This is a genomic window from Sphingomonas sp. LC-1, from assembly GCF_025371035.1.
Classification (GTDB): Bacteria; Pseudomonadota; Alphaproteobacteria; order Sphingomonadales; family Sphingomonadaceae; genus Sphingomonas; species Sphingomonas sanguinis_E.
The window spans coordinates 23,029-39,375 of the sequence record NZ_JANZXB010000012.1 but is presented as its reverse complement, the minus strand read 5'-3'; the positions used below and the strand labels follow the sequence as shown (position 1 = coordinate 39,375).

Genomic DNA, 16,347 nt, shown 5'->3' with positions numbered 1-16,347 from the left:
GGGCAGCCGCGAAGGGCTCAACAAGGATGGCGGTTCGTGCGATCGGCCGCACGCCGACTGGAGCTACGGTCGATCGACCTGGCGCCGGAATATTATGACCTGTCCGAAGGGCTGCGTGCCGCGCTGGCGATCGGCCTGCCCTTGTTGGTGGCGGTTGCGATCGGTCGCCCCGAATGGGGCTGGGCGGTGTTCGCGGCCTTCTGGACCTGCCTGTGCGACATACCCGGCCCCGACCGGCTTCGACGACGGCTGTTGGGGCTGTTCGTGATCTGCGGCGGCGCGATGGCGCTGGCCGGGTCATGGGTCACGCATCTTTATGCGATGCTCGATTTCGGCCCCAATCCGGGCGCAGCCATGCTGGTCGGCCCCGCCATGGTATTCCTGGCGACGCTCGGCGGATCGCGGATCGCCTGGGGCGATGGGGTCAGCACGCTGCTCGCCGTAGTGGCGGTGGTCGCGGTCGGCTATCCCAAGCCGATCGATCACGCCATGCTTCAGGCGGCGGCCTTCCTTGCCGGGGCGGGCTGGACCTATCTGCTCATCAATCTCGTCTGGCGGTTCGATCCGGCGCACCCGGTACGGCGCTTGACGGGCGCGGTGATCCTCCGGCTGGTCGACATGATCGATGGGCTGGGTGACGCCGATCCGGGCCGGCATGGGGCGCATCGCCGGTCGGTGAGGATCGGCATCGAGAGATTGCGCGGCCTGATGGCCCGCTATGCCGAGGATTCGGCTAAGCCGGCATGCTCGCGAACCGCGACGCGGCGGAGCGATCTCAACCGGGTGGAGGCGATGTTCGGTGCGCTGATCGCGCTGGACCAGGCGGCGATCGACCGGACGTTACCCAAGGTCGAGTTGGCGATCGTCGCGCGCGGCGCACGTGCGATCCTGCTGGCATGGCGGGCCGACATCCTGCGTGGCGGGACCGCCGAGCCCTTATCCGAAAGGCTCGAAGCGCGGCTGGAACGCGCCCGCGATCGGCTGTGCGATCCCGTCGCGATCGGATGCTTGACCGCGATGTTGCGGGCGGGGGCGCCCCCCAGCGAACCGACCGAGCCGCCCGCCCCTGCCCCCGCCCGTCAGGAATGGGCGGGCGTGATCCGTCAGGCGGGGCGGCAGGCGGTGGGTCTGATCATGGTCTATTGCGCGACGATCAGCTTCCATCTCGGCTATCCCTATTGGGCGGCGATGGCCGTCGTCGTGGTGCTGCGCGGCGAGGCGAGGATCACATGGACGCGCGCCGTGGAGCGGATCGTGGGCAGCCTGCTGGGCGGGGGAATTTCGGTCCTGCTTCTCCAGTTCGTGGCCGCACCGCCGCTGCTGATCGCGATCGCCATAGGGCTGGCGGCGGTCGCCATTCCGCTGCGCGCGGTCAACTACACGGTCTTCGTCATCTTCCTGACCATGTTGTTCGTGATCGTCACCGACACGCTGCACCCCGGCGCGGGGAGCGCCTCCGCACGGATGCTGGACAATGTGGTCGGCAGCATCGCGGCACTGCTCGCCGCGCTATGGCTATGGCCCGAACGTGGCCCGAGCCTGGGGGCATTGATCCGGGCGGGGATCGACGCGAACCAGCGCTATGCGCAGGCGGTGCGTGACGACAGACCGCCCGAGGAGGTGGAGCAGGCGCGCCGGTCCGCTGGCCTCGCCAGCGTCGCCGCCGAGATCGCGCTGCATGATCCCAAGGCGGTCTTCCATCGTCGCCACGCCTCGCCACAGGATCGCGCGGCGATCGCCACGTGCGCCGTACTGCGGGCGAGGCCGCGATCCTGCGGCACCGGGCACTGGCAACGGCACGGGAGCGGTAGCTCGACCGGCGGACCGGCGACGGTCCATTGCACGCTGATGACCGGTTTCGCTCCGCGGATTTCGATCTTCGCCCCTCACCCTAGCAGTTTGGACACTTCATCCCATTTCCGGTCGAACAGCGACGCGCATTCGGCGTCGGACAGGCCATCCCAATAGGTTTCCCTGCTCACCCCCTCGACCATGTCGAGGATAACCCTTGCGATGATCCTCACCCTATTTTCGTCTTGATCGGCTTTGTGGACGGCGGAAACATATCGCAGGTGGAAGTCGAAATTCTTCCGGCGCCACGTCCCCAGCCATTGGTGCATCGGCGCGTCGTTCAACGCCTCCGCCATCAGGATCATGATGCTCCGCTCGCGCACGCCGCCATCGGGCCTGCACATGCGCCAGGAGACTTCCTTCAGCGCCGCCAGCGCGCCTTCGGGCAGATCGGCGCTGAGGTTCGCATAGACCTGCGCCATCACCCGGTCCATCACGTCCATCAGCAGAGCGATCTTGCTCGGCCAGCGGCGGTAGATCGCCTGCTTGCTCACCCCGACGGACTGCGCGATCTGGTCGATGGAAATGTCCAGCCCTTGTTCGACAAAGGCCAATATCGCCGCTTCGACAACCAGATGGCCGATCTCCGCTGCACGCTCAAGACTGGGGCGACCGCGCGAGTGGGTCATCGTCACGTTCCGATTGTGAATTGCTCGTCGCGAAGCGGCGATGATGATCGGGGCCGAGTGGGCATTGGACACGACCGCGATCGTGTCCAATGCCCAACGCGATCAGTTCAGCCCACCACCCAGCGAACGATACAGCTCCACCATGTTGCTCGCGCGGTTCAGGCGCGTCGTGACCAGCAACTGCTGCGCGGAATAGGCGGTCCGCTGGGAATCGAGCGTCGTCAGGAAGGACTCGACACCCGTCCTGTAGCGCGCATCCGAGATTTTCAGCGCGACGTTGGCCGCCTCGACGCGAGCGGTCTGCGCGGCGATCTGCTCGTCGATAGTGCCACGCTGCGCCAGGGCATCCGCCACCTCGCGGAACGCCGTCTGAACGGTGCGCTCATAGGTCGAGACGGCGGCCTGTTGCTGCGCCCGCGCGACGTCCAGATTGCCGCGAAGCCGCCCCCCATCGAACAGCGGCAGCGACACCGACGGCGCGCCGGTATAGGTGAAGCTGCCCCCCGCGAAGAGACCGCTGAGCGCGGTGCTGATCGTCCCCAGCGTCGCGGTCAACGAGATGCGCGGGAACATCGCCGCCCGCGCCGCGCCGATATTGGCGTTCTGCGCGATCAGCTGATGCTCGGCCTGCAATACGTCGGGGCGACGCAGCAATATGTCCGACGACAGGCCGGTGGGCAGCACCTGCAACGCCGCGTTCGCATCGCCCAGCCCCTGCGGCAGCAGGTCGTTGACCACGGGTGCGCCGACCAGCAGGTCGAGCGCGTTCTTGTCCTGCGCCACCCGTGTCTTCAGCACAGCGATGTCGTTGCGCGCGCCCTGATAGGTCGTCTCGGCCTGTCGCGCCTCCAGTTCCGAGGCGACGCCGATGCGAAATTGCGCGCGCGTCAGTTCCAGGGACTGCTCGAACGACTTCAGCGACTCCTGCGAGATCCGCAACTGGTCCTGATCCGACGCATAGGTCAGCCAGGCCGTCGCGATCTCGGCAATCAGGCTGATGCGCGTCGAACGCTGGGCTTCCTCGGTCGCGAAATACTGCTCCAGCGCGGCTCGGTTCAGATTGCGGACCCGACCGAACAGATCGAGTTCGAAGGCCGAGAAACCGGCATTGACCGAATAGAATTCGAGATTGCGCGAAGAGGATCCCACCCCGACCCCGAGCCCGGTGCCACCGGCACCTGCCCCGGCACCCGCACCGGTTCCCGAGCCCGTCCCGGCGCCACCACCGGCCGCCCCGCCAAGCGCACCCGTGGCACCCTGGATATTGTTGGTATAGGTGCCCGAACCTGAAAGGGTCGTCGAGGGAACCAGATCGGCGCGCTGGATGCGATACTGCGCCCTCGCCTGCAACACATTGGCCGCCGCGATCCGCAGGTCGCGATTATTCTCCAGCCCCAGCGCGATGGTGCGGCGCAGGCGATCGTCGGTGAAGAATTCCTGCCATCCGATCTTGGTGACATCGGGCGCGTCGGACGCCGCCGCCGGGTAGATGCCGTCCTGCGGCAGCGTGGCCGGGACGGCCCCCACGGGCCGGACATATTTGGGGGCGAAATTGCACCCGGCCAGCGTCGTGGCCGCCAGCAGGACGATCGCAAACTTGGAATGGATCATGGATCAAACTCCCTGCGGCGCGGAGGGCGAACCCTGCCCGCCATCATTGGGCTGGCCAGCGTCGTCGTGTCGTGCGTCACCCTGCGGCTTTTCGCCCTTGTTGCGATCGAACAGCCGCATCACGACGACGAAGAACATCGGCACGAAGAAGATGGCGAGGATCGTCGCGGACAGCATCCCGCCCACCACGGCGCGGCCGATAGCGTTCTGACCGCCCGCCCCCGCCCCATTGGCGATCGCCAGCGGGAACACGCCGAAAACGAAGGCCAGGCTGGTCATCAGGATCGGACGCAGGCGCAGCTTGGCGGCTTCGATCGCCGCGTCGAACGCGTTCAGCCCTTCCCGCATCTTCTCCTCGGCGAACTCCACGATCAGGATCGCGTTCTTCGCCGATACGCCGATCGTGGTGATCAGGCCGACCTGAAGATAGATGTCGTTGTTCAGGCCGGTGAGCATCGCGGCCAGCAGCGCACCGACCACGCCGAGCGGCACGACCAGCATGACCGAGATCGGCACCGACCAGCTTTCATAGAGGGCGGCAAGGCACAGGAAGACGATCAGCAGCGACAGTCCGTAGAGCGCCGGGGCCTGACCACCGGACAGCTGTTCCTCATAGCTGAGGCCCGTCCAGTCGAGCCGGGTGCCCGGCGGCAGCTTGGCCTGCATCTCCTCCATCGCCTTGATCGCGGCACCCGAAGACACACCCGGCGCGGCTTGGCCCAGGATTTCCATCGAGGGCTGACCGTTATAGCGCGTGAGCTGCATCGGCCCCTGATGCCACGCAAGGGTAGAGAAGGCCGTGAACGGCGCCATCGTGCCCGTGGCACCCCGCACATACAGGTCGCCAATATCCTCGGGCGCCATGCGATAGGCGGCATCGGCCTGGATATAGACGCGCTTGACGCGGCCGCGATCGATGAAGTCGTTCACATAGGAACCACCCCAAGCGGTCGCGATCGTGCTGTTGACGGTCGACAGGTCGAGACCCAGCGCCCGCGCCTTGTCCTGGTCGACATTGACCTTCAGCTGTGGCGCATCGTCGAGCGCGTTGGGCCGCACGCCGACCAGCGACTTGTTCTGCGACGCCATGCCCAGCAACTGGTTGCGCGCCGCCAGCAGCCTTTCGTGCCCGATGCCGCCTTCATCCACCAACTGCATGTCGAAGCCGGTGGCGTTGCCCAGTTCCTGGACCGCAGGCGGGATGACTGCGAAGATCAGGCCGTCGCTATAGCGCGAGAAGGCCCCCATCGCACGGCCGATGATGGCCTGCGCCTTGTTCTCGGCGCCGGGGCGGTCCTTCCATTCCTTCATCGGGATGAAGGCGATGCCGCTATTCTGGCCCTGTCCCGCAAAGCTGAACCCGTTGATCGTGTAGACGCCACGAATGGCGCTGCCCGCATCGCTCAGGAAATGGTCGCGAACGAGGTCGAGGCCCTTCTGAGTCCGCGCGCTGGTCGCCCCCGGAGGTCCCTGGACCAGCGCGATCATCACGCCCTGATCCTCGTCGGGGAGGAAGCCGCTCGGCAACCGCATGAACAGGAAAGTCATGCCCGCGAGGATCAGCGCATAGGCGATCAGCGAACGCCCCCAGCGCCGCGCGGTCGAGCGGGCACCCTTTTCATAGCGGTCGCGACCACGATCGAACCGGTCGTTGAACCAGCGGAAGAAGCGCGCAAGCGGTCCGTTGCCCTCGCCCTTATTGGGGTCGTGCGGCTTCAGGATGGTGGCGCAGAGCGCGGGCGTCAGGATCAGCGCGACCGCGACCGACAGGACCATCGCCGACACGATCGTGATAGAGAACTGGCGATAGATCACGCCCGTCGATCCGCCGAAGAACGCCATCGGCAGGAACACGGCGGACAACACCGCCGCAATGCCGATCAGCGCGCCGGTGATCTCGTCCATCGACTTTCGCGCCGCCTCCTTGGGCGACAGATGCTCGGTGGTGATCAGGCGCTCGACATTCTCGACGACGACGATCGCGTCATCGACCAGCAAGCCGATCGCCAGCACCATACCGAACAAAGTCAGCGTGTTGATCGAATAGCCGAACGCCGCGAGGACCGCGAACGTCCCCGTCAGCACCACCGGCACCGCGATCGTCGGGATCAACGTCGCCCGGAAATTCTGAAGGAAGAGGAACATCACGAGGAAGACGAGCACGACCGCCTCGACCAGCGTCTCGATCACCTGCTCGATCGACAGCCGCACGAAGGGCGACGTGTCATAGGGGTAGATGACCTTGACGTCCGGCGGGAACTGCTTGGCCAGTTCGTTTACCCGCGTCTTGACCGCGGCGACGGTGTCGAGCGCATTGGCGCCAGGCGCCAACTTGATGCCGATGCCGGAGGCGGGCTTGCCGTTCCACTGCGACGAAAAGGCGTAGTTTTCCGCGCCGATCTCGACACGCGCGACGTCGCCCAGCCGGACGATGGAACCGTCGGTATTGCTCTTCAGGCGGATCTGCGCGAACTGCTCAGGGGTGGTCAGTCGCGACGAGACCGACACGGTCGCGTTGAGCATCTGTTCCTTGGGCGCGGGCTGCGCGCCGATCTGGCCCGCCGAAACCTGCGCGTTCTGCGCCGTGACCGCGTTGGTCACGTCCGCCATGGTCAGCGCATAATTGCTGAGCTTGATCGGATCGACCCAGATGCGCATCGCATATTGCGATCCCAGGATCAGCGTATCGCCGACACCCGTGACGCGCGACAGCGGATCGGCGATCCGCGAGGCGACGATATCGGACAGGTCGTCCGCGCTATGCTTGCCGTTTTCCGAATAGAGGCTGACGAACAGCAGGAAATTCTGCGTCGCCTTGGCGACGATGATGCCTTGCCGCTGGACCTCTTGCGGCAGAAGCGGGGTCGCGGCCTGCAGCTTGTTCTGAACTTGCACCTGCGCGATGTCGGGATCGGTCCCCTGCTCGAAGGTCAGCGTGATCGTCACGCTGCCCGCCGAGGACGACGAGGACGAGAAGTAGCGAAGGTGGTCGATCCCCTTCATCTGCTGCTCAATGATCTGGGTGGTTGTGTTCTCCAGCGTCTGGGCGTCGGCACCCGGATAATTGGCCGTGATCGACACCGCAGGCGGCGCGATCGCCGGGAACTGGGAGATGGGCAGCGTGCGGAGCGACAGCAGGCCGGCGATGACGACCATCACCGCCAGCACATAGGCGAAGATCGGGCGATCGATGAAATAGCGTGCCATGGCCGTTTACTTCGCCTGTTCCTGGGCCTGGCCTGCTTGCGGCGGCGCGCCGGCGGGCTTGGCATTGGGGTTCCATGGCTTGCCCTGGACGGGCATGCCCGGCCGCAGCAGCATGCCGCCTTCGACGATGATCTTGTCCCCGGCCTTCAGCCCGCTGTTGACCAGCCAGTTGTCGCCGATCGAGCGGCCGGTCTGGAGTGTACGCACCTCGACCTTGTTGCCCGCGCCGATCACCATCACGGTCGCCTGCCCCTTTTCGTCGCGGCTGACGGCACGCTGCGGAACCAGGAAGGCCTTGGACTGCGTGCCCTCGACCAGCGAGGCGCGCACGAACATGCCGGGCAACAACAGGCCGTTGGGATTGGGGAACAGTGCGCGGATCACCTGCGATCCGGTCGTCGGGTCGACGGTGACGTCGGCGAAGCGCAACGTGCCCTGCGGGCCATATTCGCTGCCATCCTCCAGCGTCAGCTTGACGCGGGCATTGCCGTCACGCGTCAACTGGCCGCTCATGATCTGCCGCCGCAGCTTCAGCAGTTCCGCACTGGGCTCCTGAATGTCGACATAGATGGGGTCGAGCCGCTGGATGGTGGCGAGCGCGTCGGTCTGCGACGCGGACACCAGCGCGCCGGTCGTGAACACCGACCGGCCGATCCGCCCGGTGATCGGCGCCCGGATCGTGGTGCGTGCCAGATCAATTTCCGCCGTGCGCAGCGCGGCTTGCTGCGCGGCGACATCGGCCCGGGCCTGGGCCGCGCTGGTCTGCGCATTCTCGAACTCCTGCCGGGCGATCGCGTTGATCTTGACCAGTTCGCCATAGCGGCGCGCCAGTGCGGCGCTCGACGCGATGCTCGCCCGCGCACGGGTCAGCGCCGCACGGGCGCTGGCCGCCTGGGCCTGATAGGGGGCCGGGTCGATACGATATAGCGGCTGTCCCTGACGAACCATATCACCCTCGACGAACAGCCTCTGGGTGATCAGGCCATTGACCTGCGGGCGGACGTCGGAGGTTTCGAACGCGGTCGTTCTGCCGGGCAATTCGGTGGTGAGGGTGACCGGCTGCTCGCTTGCCACCACATAACCCACCGGTGCCGGCCCCTGCGCCGCCTGCTGCTGCTCCTGCTTGCCACCGGCACCGCAAGCGGCCAGTGCGAGCAAGGCGCCAGATGCCAACACACGACCCATCAGCCGATTGGAGGACATATCATTTCCCGCTTGAAAAATTGTATGAGAGCGATCACTCACAAACGACGTCGTTAGACCCGCCTTTCGAGTGCGTCAACATCCTTAAGAGAGGTCCGAACTTGTTGAATATCAAGTGCCCGCCCCCCACGCGCGCCGAGATGCGCCGACACAATATCAAGGAGGTGGCTCGGCGCCTGTTCGTGGAGAATGGCTTTCACGCCACGGGAATCGCGGCGATCGCCAAGGAATCCGGCGTCGCCGTTCAGCAGCTCTATCGCGACTTCCCCTCGAAAGAGGACATCATCGCCGCGATCGTGGCCGCAGACTGCGAACGTATCGCGGACCAGAATACCCTCAATACGGCATTGGCCAACAAGGATCGTGCCGGGATCATCGCCTGGCTGGCCGGAACGCCGTCCCGCAAGGATGAATCCGGAGACCGGCTGTTCCTGGAAATTGCGGCGGAAGCGGCCCGCAACGACCGGAACAGGGCCATCTTCCTGGACGTTCGTCACCAGGCGGTCGAGAATATCAGCCGTGCCTTTGCGGGCCTGATGGGCAGCGAATCGGTGGAAGACAAGCATCGCACCCTGGCTCAGGCCTTCATGGTCATCTCGCTGGGCTCGGTCTGCGCCAGAACGCTCCACCAGGAAACGGTGAAACCGGCCAGCGATATGCTGATCAACTGTCTGATCGAAGGGGCGAAATAGCCAAATATCGGCGAACCCGGCGGGGTCTTTTTCCGGAATGCGTCGTTGACGAGCGCCGGCATAGGCCGGTTGGAAAGGATCCTGTGATGGCTGTGAAATTCGCCGGAACGATGAACGCGATCAACCGTGGCCTCGAAAGCACCAAGGGCAGCAAGGGCGCGACCATGGTGGAAGATTGGGAGGCCGCCCTGGCCGAAGTCGATACGCCGGGCGCCAAAGGCATTCTCCGCGACCTCGCCTCCCTTCGCAAGCAGCTCGAAAAGGACGAGCCGGACGCCGACCGCATCCACGACCTGCTGCACCGCCTCGGCGCTGCCACGACCAGGATCGCCGATAAGGCGGACAAGTCGCAGGACAAGCTCAGGGCCTTGGGTCAGGCGCTGACCGAAGCGGGCGAGGAACAGGCCGACGAAGAGGAAGACGTCGAAGCCGCCGCCGCCCCCAAGCGCGCGCGCAGCAAGAAATAAGCTATGTTGGGGCGGCGGCTCGCCTGCCGCCCCACTCCGCCCTACGATACCGCATATTGCCGATCGGCAATCGACCCAGTTGGACAACTCGAATACCGATCCGGCCGGGCCGATGCGAGGCATGTCCTCGAACACCGAATATTGGCGCCTTCCCCATGGCGGATTTCCTGTCGCGCTTCGTATAAGGGATAAACGGCCTTGGCCGTATCTCGGCTGCATGGGCAAATGGCCGCATGTACGAAGGAAAGGACGCGCGCGACCCTATGGCTGCATCCCCGATGGTCCCATCCCGGCGCATCGCTCCAAATAAGGGCCCCTGCCCCAGCTGATCGCCGACATTTTCGGGATCCGCGTCGGACCGGCAGGATGCCGGTGATGATGCCGACCCATGGTTTGGGAGGGGGTGAATGGCCGTCAGGATCGTCGGGCTGGATAGAGCCAGCGATCGCCGGACCATAGGCCTGAATTGGCTGGGCGCCTCGCCGCGCCGAACCGCCTGTCAGACTGGAGAATGCCATGACCGACCTTTCGACCGAGATCCCCGTTCGTGCGATGTTGAATGACGATGCGCGCGACGATCTGCTGACGCGTGGCTATGGCCGTCGCGATCTGGCGCGGATCGGTACGATATTCGGCGTCGGAGCGATGGCGTCGGCGACGCTGGGGCGCCCGGCCTGGGCCTCGGGCGGGGTGCCCGATCCCGCATCCACCGCCAAGACGCGTATCGGCGCGAACGAATGCTGGACCGGTCCTCTGCCGCCGGGCCAGAAGGCTGCCGCCGCCACGATCGCGCTGGGCAATCGGTACGAACCCAATGTGATCCGCCCCAGCTTCGTCCGCACCATCGCGGCGGTCGAAAATGTGCCGGAAGATCATGTCGCACCCTGGCCCGGGTCCAGCGACCCCTTGTCGCGCGCGGTCGTCACCTTCTGCTCCCCGACGCGCGCGCTGGTGACGGCCGATCCCACCTTCGAGCTGGCGGGGCGGACCGCCGCCTGGCTGGGCGCGCCGGTCAAGACAGTGCCTCTCAAGCCCGATCTGACGCATGACGTGAAGGCGATGCTGGCCGCCGATCCCAATCCCGGCCTGATCTATATCTGCTCGCCCAACAATCCCACCGGCACCGTGACGCCGCTGGCGGACATTGAATGGCTGATCGCCAACAAGCCCGCCGACACGATGGTGCTGGTCGACGAGGCCTATACCCATTTTGCGGGTGTGCCGGTCGCGTCGTACTTAGCGACGAAATATCCCGACGTGATCGTCCTGCGGACCTTTTCGAAGCTGTTCGGGATGGCCGGGCTGCGGCTGGGCTTCATCATGACCAACCCGGCCAACATCGCCAAGATGATGCGCTATGACGGCGGCATGCAGTCGGGTGCGATCACCGTCAGCACCGTCGCCTGCGGAACGGCCAGCCTGAAGGCGACCGATCTGATCGTCGCGCGTCGCAAGACGATGGAAGAGGCTCGCGCGATGACGCTCGCCCATCTCACCAAGCGCGGCGTGACGTTCAAGCGCACTGACAGCAACATGTTCATGATCGACTGGAAGACGAAGCCTGCCAAGGACATGCAGACCGCCTTTCGCGCGCAGTCGGTCGAGATCGGACGGTCCTGGCCGATCTGGCCTACGGTCAGCCGCATCACGGTCGGCTCGATGACCGACATGCGCAACTTCTGCCTGGCGCTCGACAAAATCCTTCTGGCGTAATGGCATGGGTGGCGGCCCCTCCCGGCAAGGAGGGGCCGCCCGTCGGACGGGAACCGTCCGCTTAGATATCGACGGAAAGCGTCAACTGCACCGTGCGCGGGCTCAGCGGACGGAACAGTCCGTCACCGGTCAGCGCCGACGAGATGTACGACAGCACGTCCTTGTCGAACAGATTGTCGACATTGACGCGGATACGCGCGTTACGCACCGGCCCGATCGAGAAGCCGTCTCCGATATCCGCATAGGCGGAGAACACGGTGAAGCCGGGCAGCGACGACCCCGGCGTGTTTTCGAACGTCGACTGCCGGCGGCTGGTATATTTGCCGGTGATGTTGGCGACGAGCCATGGCGCCGGCTCGACCGTGACGCCCCCCGACACGATCCATTTCGCACTGTCGGGCAGATATTTGCCCGCGATCAGATAGGTCCGCGCTGCCGCGACGATATCATCCTGGAACTGCGCGTGGTTATAGGTGACGTTGGCGTTGAAATAGGCCGCCCCCTGCAGGAATGCGGGCTTGTAATTGGCAAGCAGCTCCGCGCCATAAGCCTTCACCCCGCCGACATTCTGGTAGAAGGTTTCGGTGACGTTGGTGGTCCCAGGAAGGATCGAGGCGATCGACTGGATGCGATTGTCGAACTTCGTGTAATAGCCGGTCAGCGACGCGAAGAACTCTGGCCGGGTGGTGCGCAGACCCACCTCGAAATTCTGCGAGCGCTCGGGTGCCGGTGCGGCCACGACGGCGGGCGAACTGTTATAGGCCACCGAGTAGATGTCATCCATCCCCTTGGGCAGCGCCATATTCTCCGCATAGGAGGCGAAGAACTGCGTCCGGGGATCGGCGAAGCGATAGAGGACACCCACGGTCGGCAGGAAATAGTCGCGGTAATGTGCGCGATTATATTGCGGGCCCCAGCCTGCGACGTTCACGCCGTTCACCGTGCGCGCATAGTCGGCATAATCGCGATAGCCGCGCTGCTGATAATCCAGATCGAGGGCCTTGACGCCCAGATCGACGCTGAACGCCGGTGTCAGGTCGATGCGATCGCGCGCGAACAGCTGCACCGTCGCGCGCTTCGAGCGGTAATCGCGGCGGCCATAGACGAGTTCGCCATAATTGGGCGCGCTGGCGGGCGATCCATCGACCGTGTTCTGGCGACGCTGGTAGCGGCGATAGCGATCGTCCTCCGCCCAGATGCCGATGTCGATCGCGTGGATGCCGAGCTGGGCATGCAGGCTTTGCAGAATGCCCTGGCGATAACCGCCCAGGCTCGATACGCCGAACTGCGTGCCGCGCGGCGCGGTCAGGGTCAGCCCGGACACCAGACGCTGGCGATTGTAGTAGGTCAGCGTGTTGGCATAGCTGTCCGGCGAGCTGCCCCAGCCATCCTTGTCCTCGTAATAGATGGTGGTTTCGGCATGGACGCCATCGGCGATCCCAACATGGACGGTGCCGGCATAGAGCTTGTCCTTTCGGACGTTGATCGCCTGTCCGTAATAATAAGTGTAGTTCGAATTGGAATAGGGCACCCCTGCCACCGTGGGCGCATAGGTGGGCAGCGGATCGCCGTAATAGCCGCGATAGCGACCGACATGGCCGGCGAAATCGGGTTCGCTACTCTGATATTGCGCCCGGGTCAGCGTTGGCGAGTCATAGTCGAAAAAGTCGTTCGACACGAATTTGAACCGCGCCCAGCTGCTGTCGCTGATGTCGATATGCGCCATTGCCTCCCAATGTTCGCGATCGACCGACCCTGCGCCGCGCCACAGATCGGTGTTGAGCTTGGTGCGGCTGACAAAGGCCTTGAGCGGTCCAATCTTGCCGGTGCTGACCCGGACGAAGGTACGCTTCATGTTGAAGTCGCCAAAGCTTTGCGAAACGAAGGTTCCGAGCTGGTCCTGCGGCTCGATCGAGCGATAGGACACCACCGGGCCGAGCGACGAATAGGTCGGCATCGTCACGCCGCCCGCACCTGGCGACGCCTCGACGACGCCAAGATTTTCATTGTCGACGTAGCGGAAGACCGGGCTGCCGCCAAAGGCATCGCTGCGCCCCATCGGCACGCCATCGACGACGAAGCCGATCTGGTCGAGGTTGAAGGCGCGTGCCTGTACGCTGTTGCCGAACTCGTACAGGCCCAGCGCACCGTCGGTCTGGACGTTGAACCCCGGCAGGGACTCCAGCATCTTGAGGCCGGAAATGCCCGATGGGGCGGACAGCAGCGCGTCACGCGTCACCGCAACCGTGCTGGTGATCCGATCCTCGCCCACCGCCTCGCTCGCCTGGCTGATGCGGCGGCCGCTGACGACGATATCCTGGCCGTCGGTGGCGCGCGCCTCGCTCGCCTGTGTTCCGGTGTCGGCGTTTTCGGCGGATGTCGCCTGCGCGGCGGCGGCCTGGCCGGTCAGCAGAAAGGCAGTGGCGAGGACGAGGCCCAGCGCAGTAGCGGCGGGGGGCTGGGCATGGAAACGAAACACGCGCAATCTCCTGATCTGGTCGGCGCACCGACGGTCTTGGGCTTCCAGATCATCCCCCCCTGGGACGATGGGGCGGCCGGCTCTTCCCGGTCCGCCGGTAACTGACGACGCGACATGGTGATCAGGCTCATGGCCAAGCGGAACGCCCTCCCCGCAACGGCCCGATCTGCGTCGCGATCATGATGTGACGGGAATGGCCGGGCGCACCCCCGGCTCGGCGGCAGCCTGCGCCGCGTCGAGCACGCGCAACGCATTGCCGCCCCATACCTTCGCGACATCCGCCGCGCTGAACCCGCGAGCGAGCAGTGCCGCGCTGATCTTGGGGAAGGCGGTGATGTCGTCGAACCCCTCCACCCCGCCGCCGCCGTCGAAGTCGCCACTGATCCCGACATGGTCGATGCCCGCGACCGAAATCGCGTGAAGCAGATGCTTCATCACATCGTCGAAGGTCGCGCGTGGCACCGGCCAGCGTGTATCGATCGCCTTGCGCTGCGCCAGGAACGCCTTGCGGTCGGCTTCGGTCATCGCCGCGCGCGGTGGAAGCTTCGCCATCAGCGCCGCAATCGCCGCCTCGCGCTCGGGGATTTTCGGCTGTGCGATCATATAGCCGTCAAAGGCATTGATCTGCACCACGCCGCCCTTGGCCGCGAGCGCGCGAAGATCGGCGTCGGTCACGTTGCGCGGATGGTCGAAGATCGCGCGCGCGCCCGAATGGGACAGGATGATCGGCGCTTTCGACAGTGCGATCGTCTGGCGCAAAACATCGTCGGAGGCGTGGCTGCAATCGATCAGAATGCCCAGGCGGTTGGCCTCCGCCACGAATGCCTTGCCCTTGGGGCTCAGACCATTCCATTCGGGTTTGTCGGTGGCGCTGTCGGCCAGGTCATTGTCCTTGAAATGGACCGGGCTCATCATCGTCACGCCCAGTCGCTGGAACGTGCGGATCAGCGACAGATCGCCCTCGAACGGATAGCCATTCTCCATACTCATGAACACGAATCGCTTCTTGGCGGCGACTGCGGCACGGGCCTCGGCAGAGGTGGTCACGAAGGCGAAGACATCGGGGTGGCGCGCCACCATCTCGCGGATCTGCACCGCGCGGATCAATGCGGCGTCGCGCGCATCCTGATCGGCCTGCGGCGTGCGCGGCCCCTGAGCGGTGAAGATCGCGAAGAAGCCGCCGTCGATGCCGCCCTCGACCATACGCGGATAGTCGACCTGATCGCCGCTGTCCGCACGGCTATGGCGGTCCATGATGCTCCAGCCGGGGCGGCCGAGATTGGCGGGCGTGTCGAAATGGGTGTCGAGGACGATCGCTGCTTCATGCACCTGCCGCGCGGTCTGGGCGGGTGCCGGGGTTGCGGGCATGGCAATGGCAAACGCCACCAGCGGGGCAAGCTTGGTCCTGCGTATCAAAAATTCGTCCTTTCTTCGATGTGACGCTCCACCCCGGCGCGGTCGATCCAGAGCGTACGAAGCGTCTTCGACGTCGCGATGACGGTCGATGTGCCGCCAGCCGCGACGCCAGTCGCCGCGATCATCGCCGCGGTCCCGGCGAGCAGCGTCAATAGCAATCTCGATGCCGTCATCGTCCGCGCCGCCGATAGTCCTTTCTGATGAAGCAAGACGGTCGGCGGGACATAATCTGCTAACACCCCCGTCATTTTTATTTCATCATGGCTGGACAGCCGAAACAAAGGCTGTTCGTATCGGGCCAAGCATCAGTCTGTAGGAGAGGATCGCCTTCGTTACGCTCGGGGGGTTCCGGTGAATTCAGTCAAGGACACCATATCGGTCAGGGCCAGACTGGAATGGTACAAGATGGCCATCTTGCCGCATGAGGGGGCTCTGCGGGCGCGGCTGCGGCGGGTGCTGCCCGATGGCGCTGATGTCGACGACGTCGTGGCGGAGGCGATGGCCCGGGCCTATGCGGCCGGGGATACGGAGCGTGTGCAATCCGGCCGCGCCTATCTGTTCCAGATCGCCCGCAACCTGATGATCGATGCCGCGCGGCGCAGCAAGATCGTGTCGTTCGAGGTGATCACCGATCTCAGCCTGATCGGCGTCGACGACAGCGCACTGGCCCGGTTGGAGGCGCGAGACGAATTGCGCCATCTCCAGGCGATCCTTGATACGCTGCCCCCGCAATGCCGACGCGCGTTCGTGCTGCGTCGGGTGCACGATTGGTCGACACGTGCGATAGCAGAGGAGATGGGCCTGTCCGTTTTTACGGTGGACAAGCATCTTGCACGTGCCGCGCTGAAGATCATGCAGGCGATCGGCGAGTACGAGGGTTCTGGCTTTGGATGGTCCCTGCACAAACGCAGCCAGACGACAGGCGATCGAGGCGGAGGCCACGCGGCTGTTTCTGGCGGCGCGCGCCAGCGACGCTAAGGCCGACTGGGACGCCGCCTATCACTGGATCGAACAGGACCCCGCGCATGGTTGCGCCTTTGCCAAGGTCGAGGCGGGCTGGGAGCTTGCCGCCCGGCTGG

At 65.0% G+C, this 16,347-nt stretch carries 12 protein-coding genes; 5 read left to right on the top strand and 7 right to left on the bottom strand.

Features of this window, described 5'->3' with window-relative positions; all coding sequences use genetic code 11:
* Window positions 1-36: 36 nt before the first annotated feature.
* The gene (locus NZL82_RS15895) at window positions 37-1,968 is read left to right on the top strand and encodes an FUSC family protein (RefSeq protein WP_261270728.1); all 1,932 of its coding nucleotides are present in this window, start codon (window positions 37-39) and stop codon (window positions 1,966-1,968) included.
* Here the strand turns inward: NZL82_RS15895 and NZL82_RS15890 are convergent.
* The 4 genes from NZL82_RS15890 to NZL82_RS15875 form a co-directional block, all read right to left on the bottom strand.
* The gene (locus tag NZL82_RS15890) at window positions 1,887-2,480 is read right to left on the bottom strand and encodes a TetR/AcrR family transcriptional regulator (RefSeq protein ID WP_261270803.1); all 594 of its coding nucleotides are present in this window, start codon (window positions 2,478-2,480) and stop codon (window positions 1,887-1,889) included. The two genes, NZL82_RS15895 and NZL82_RS15890, sit on opposite strands and share 82 nt — an antisense overlap.
* Before the next feature lie 102 nt (window positions 2,481-2,582).
* The gene (locus tag NZL82_RS15885) at window positions 2,583-4,091 is read right to left on the bottom strand and encodes an efflux transporter outer membrane subunit (RefSeq protein WP_261270727.1); all 1,509 of its coding nucleotides are present in this window, start codon (window positions 4,089-4,091) and stop codon (window positions 2,583-2,585) included.
* A 3-nt stretch (window positions 4,092-4,094) separates the two neighbouring features.
* Window positions 4,095-7,298, bottom strand: coding sequence for an efflux RND transporter permease subunit (locus NZL82_RS15880; RefSeq protein ID WP_261270726.1), 3,204 nt, complete (start codon window positions 7,296-7,298; stop codon window positions 4,095-4,097).
* A 6-nt stretch (window positions 7,299-7,304) separates the two neighbouring features.
* The gene (locus NZL82_RS15875) at window positions 7,305-8,501 is read right to left on the bottom strand and encodes an efflux RND transporter periplasmic adaptor subunit (RefSeq protein WP_261270725.1); all 1,197 of its coding nucleotides are present in this window, start codon (window positions 8,499-8,501) and stop codon (window positions 7,305-7,307) included.
* Window positions 8,502-8,521: 20 nt separating this feature from the next.
* Between NZL82_RS15875 and NZL82_RS15870 the strand changes: the two genes are divergently transcribed.
* From NZL82_RS15870 to NZL82_RS15860, 3 genes are all read left to right on the top strand, one after another.
* The gene (locus NZL82_RS15870) at window positions 8,522-9,193 is read left to right on the top strand and encodes a TetR/AcrR family transcriptional regulator (protein ID WP_261270724.1); all 672 of its coding nucleotides are present in this window, start codon (window positions 8,522-8,524) and stop codon (window positions 9,191-9,193) included.
* An 86-nt stretch (window positions 9,194-9,279) separates the two neighbouring features.
* Window positions 9,280-9,660 carry a hypothetical protein gene (locus NZL82_RS15865; RefSeq protein ID WP_261270723.1) on the top strand — a complete coding sequence of 127 codons (381 nt, stop codon included), beginning with the start codon at window positions 9,280-9,282 and terminating at the stop codon, window positions 9,658-9,660.
* A 516-nt stretch (window positions 9,661-10,176) separates the two neighbouring features.
* Entirely contained in the window at window positions 10,177-11,373 is a 1,197-nt protein-coding gene (locus NZL82_RS15860) for a pyridoxal phosphate-dependent aminotransferase (RefSeq protein ID WP_261270722.1), read from the top strand.
* A gap of 61 nt (window positions 11,374-11,434) precedes the next feature.
* On the opposite strand, the gene NZL82_RS15855 is transcribed toward NZL82_RS15860, so the two are convergent.
* From NZL82_RS15855 to NZL82_RS15845, 3 genes are all read right to left on the bottom strand, one after another.
* Window positions 11,435-13,852 carry a TonB-dependent receptor gene (locus tag NZL82_RS15855; protein ID WP_405051383.1) on the bottom strand — a complete coding sequence of 806 codons (2,418 nt, stop codon included), beginning with the start codon at window positions 13,850-13,852 and terminating at the stop codon, window positions 11,435-11,437.
* Window positions 13,853-14,029: 177 nt separating this feature from the next.
* Window positions 14,030-15,220, bottom strand: coding sequence for a dipeptidase (locus NZL82_RS15850; RefSeq protein WP_261270721.1), 1,191 nt, complete (start codon window positions 15,218-15,220; stop codon window positions 14,030-14,032).
* 44 nt (window positions 15,221-15,264) lie between these two features.
* The gene (locus NZL82_RS15845) at window positions 15,265-15,549 is read right to left on the bottom strand and encodes a hypothetical protein (protein ID WP_261270720.1); all 285 of its coding nucleotides are present in this window, start codon (window positions 15,547-15,549) and stop codon (window positions 15,265-15,267) included.
* A gap of 124 nt (window positions 15,550-15,673) precedes the next feature.
* Here NZL82_RS15845 and NZL82_RS15840 point away from each other — a divergent pair, with 124 nt between their 5' ends.
* Window positions 15,674-16,246, top strand: a complete 573-nt coding sequence (locus NZL82_RS15840) for a sigma-70 family RNA polymerase sigma factor (RefSeq protein WP_261270719.1) — start codon at window positions 15,674-15,676, stop codon at window positions 16,244-16,246.
* The last annotated feature ends 101 nt before the right edge of the window (window positions 16,247-16,347 follow it).

What these genes read in the sequence shown, in the direction of transcription:
- NZL82_RS15890 (WP_261270803.1), bottom strand. Translation starts at nt 2,480, where the DNA reads ATGACCCACTCGCGCGGTCGCCCCAGTCTTGAGCGTGCAGCGGAGATC.
- NZL82_RS15885 (WP_261270727.1), bottom strand. Translation starts at nt 4,091, where the DNA reads ATGATCCATTCCAAGTTTGCGATCGTCCTGCTGGCGGCCACGACGCTG.
- NZL82_RS15880 (WP_261270726.1), bottom strand. Translation starts at nt 7,298, where the DNA reads ATGGCACGCTATTTCATCGATCGCCCGATCTTCGCCTATGTGCTGGCG.
- NZL82_RS15875 (WP_261270725.1), bottom strand. Translation starts at nt 8,501, where the DNA reads ATGTCCTCCAATCGGCTGATGGGTCGTGTGTTGGCATCTGGCGCCTTG.
- NZL82_RS15865 (WP_261270723.1), top strand. Translation starts at nt 9,280, where the DNA reads ATGGCTGTGAAATTCGCCGGAACGATGAACGCGATCAACCGTGGCCTC.
- NZL82_RS15860 (WP_261270722.1), top strand. Translation starts at nt 10,177, where the DNA reads ATGACCGACCTTTCGACCGAGATCCCCGTTCGTGCGATGTTGAATGAC.
- NZL82_RS15850 (WP_261270721.1), bottom strand. Translation starts at nt 15,220, where the DNA reads ATGCCCGCAACCCCGGCACCCGCCCAGACCGCGCGGCAGGTGCATGAA.
- NZL82_RS15840 (WP_261270719.1), top strand. Translation starts at nt 15,674, where the DNA reads ATGGCCATCTTGCCGCATGAGGGGGCTCTGCGGGCGCGGCTGCGGCGG.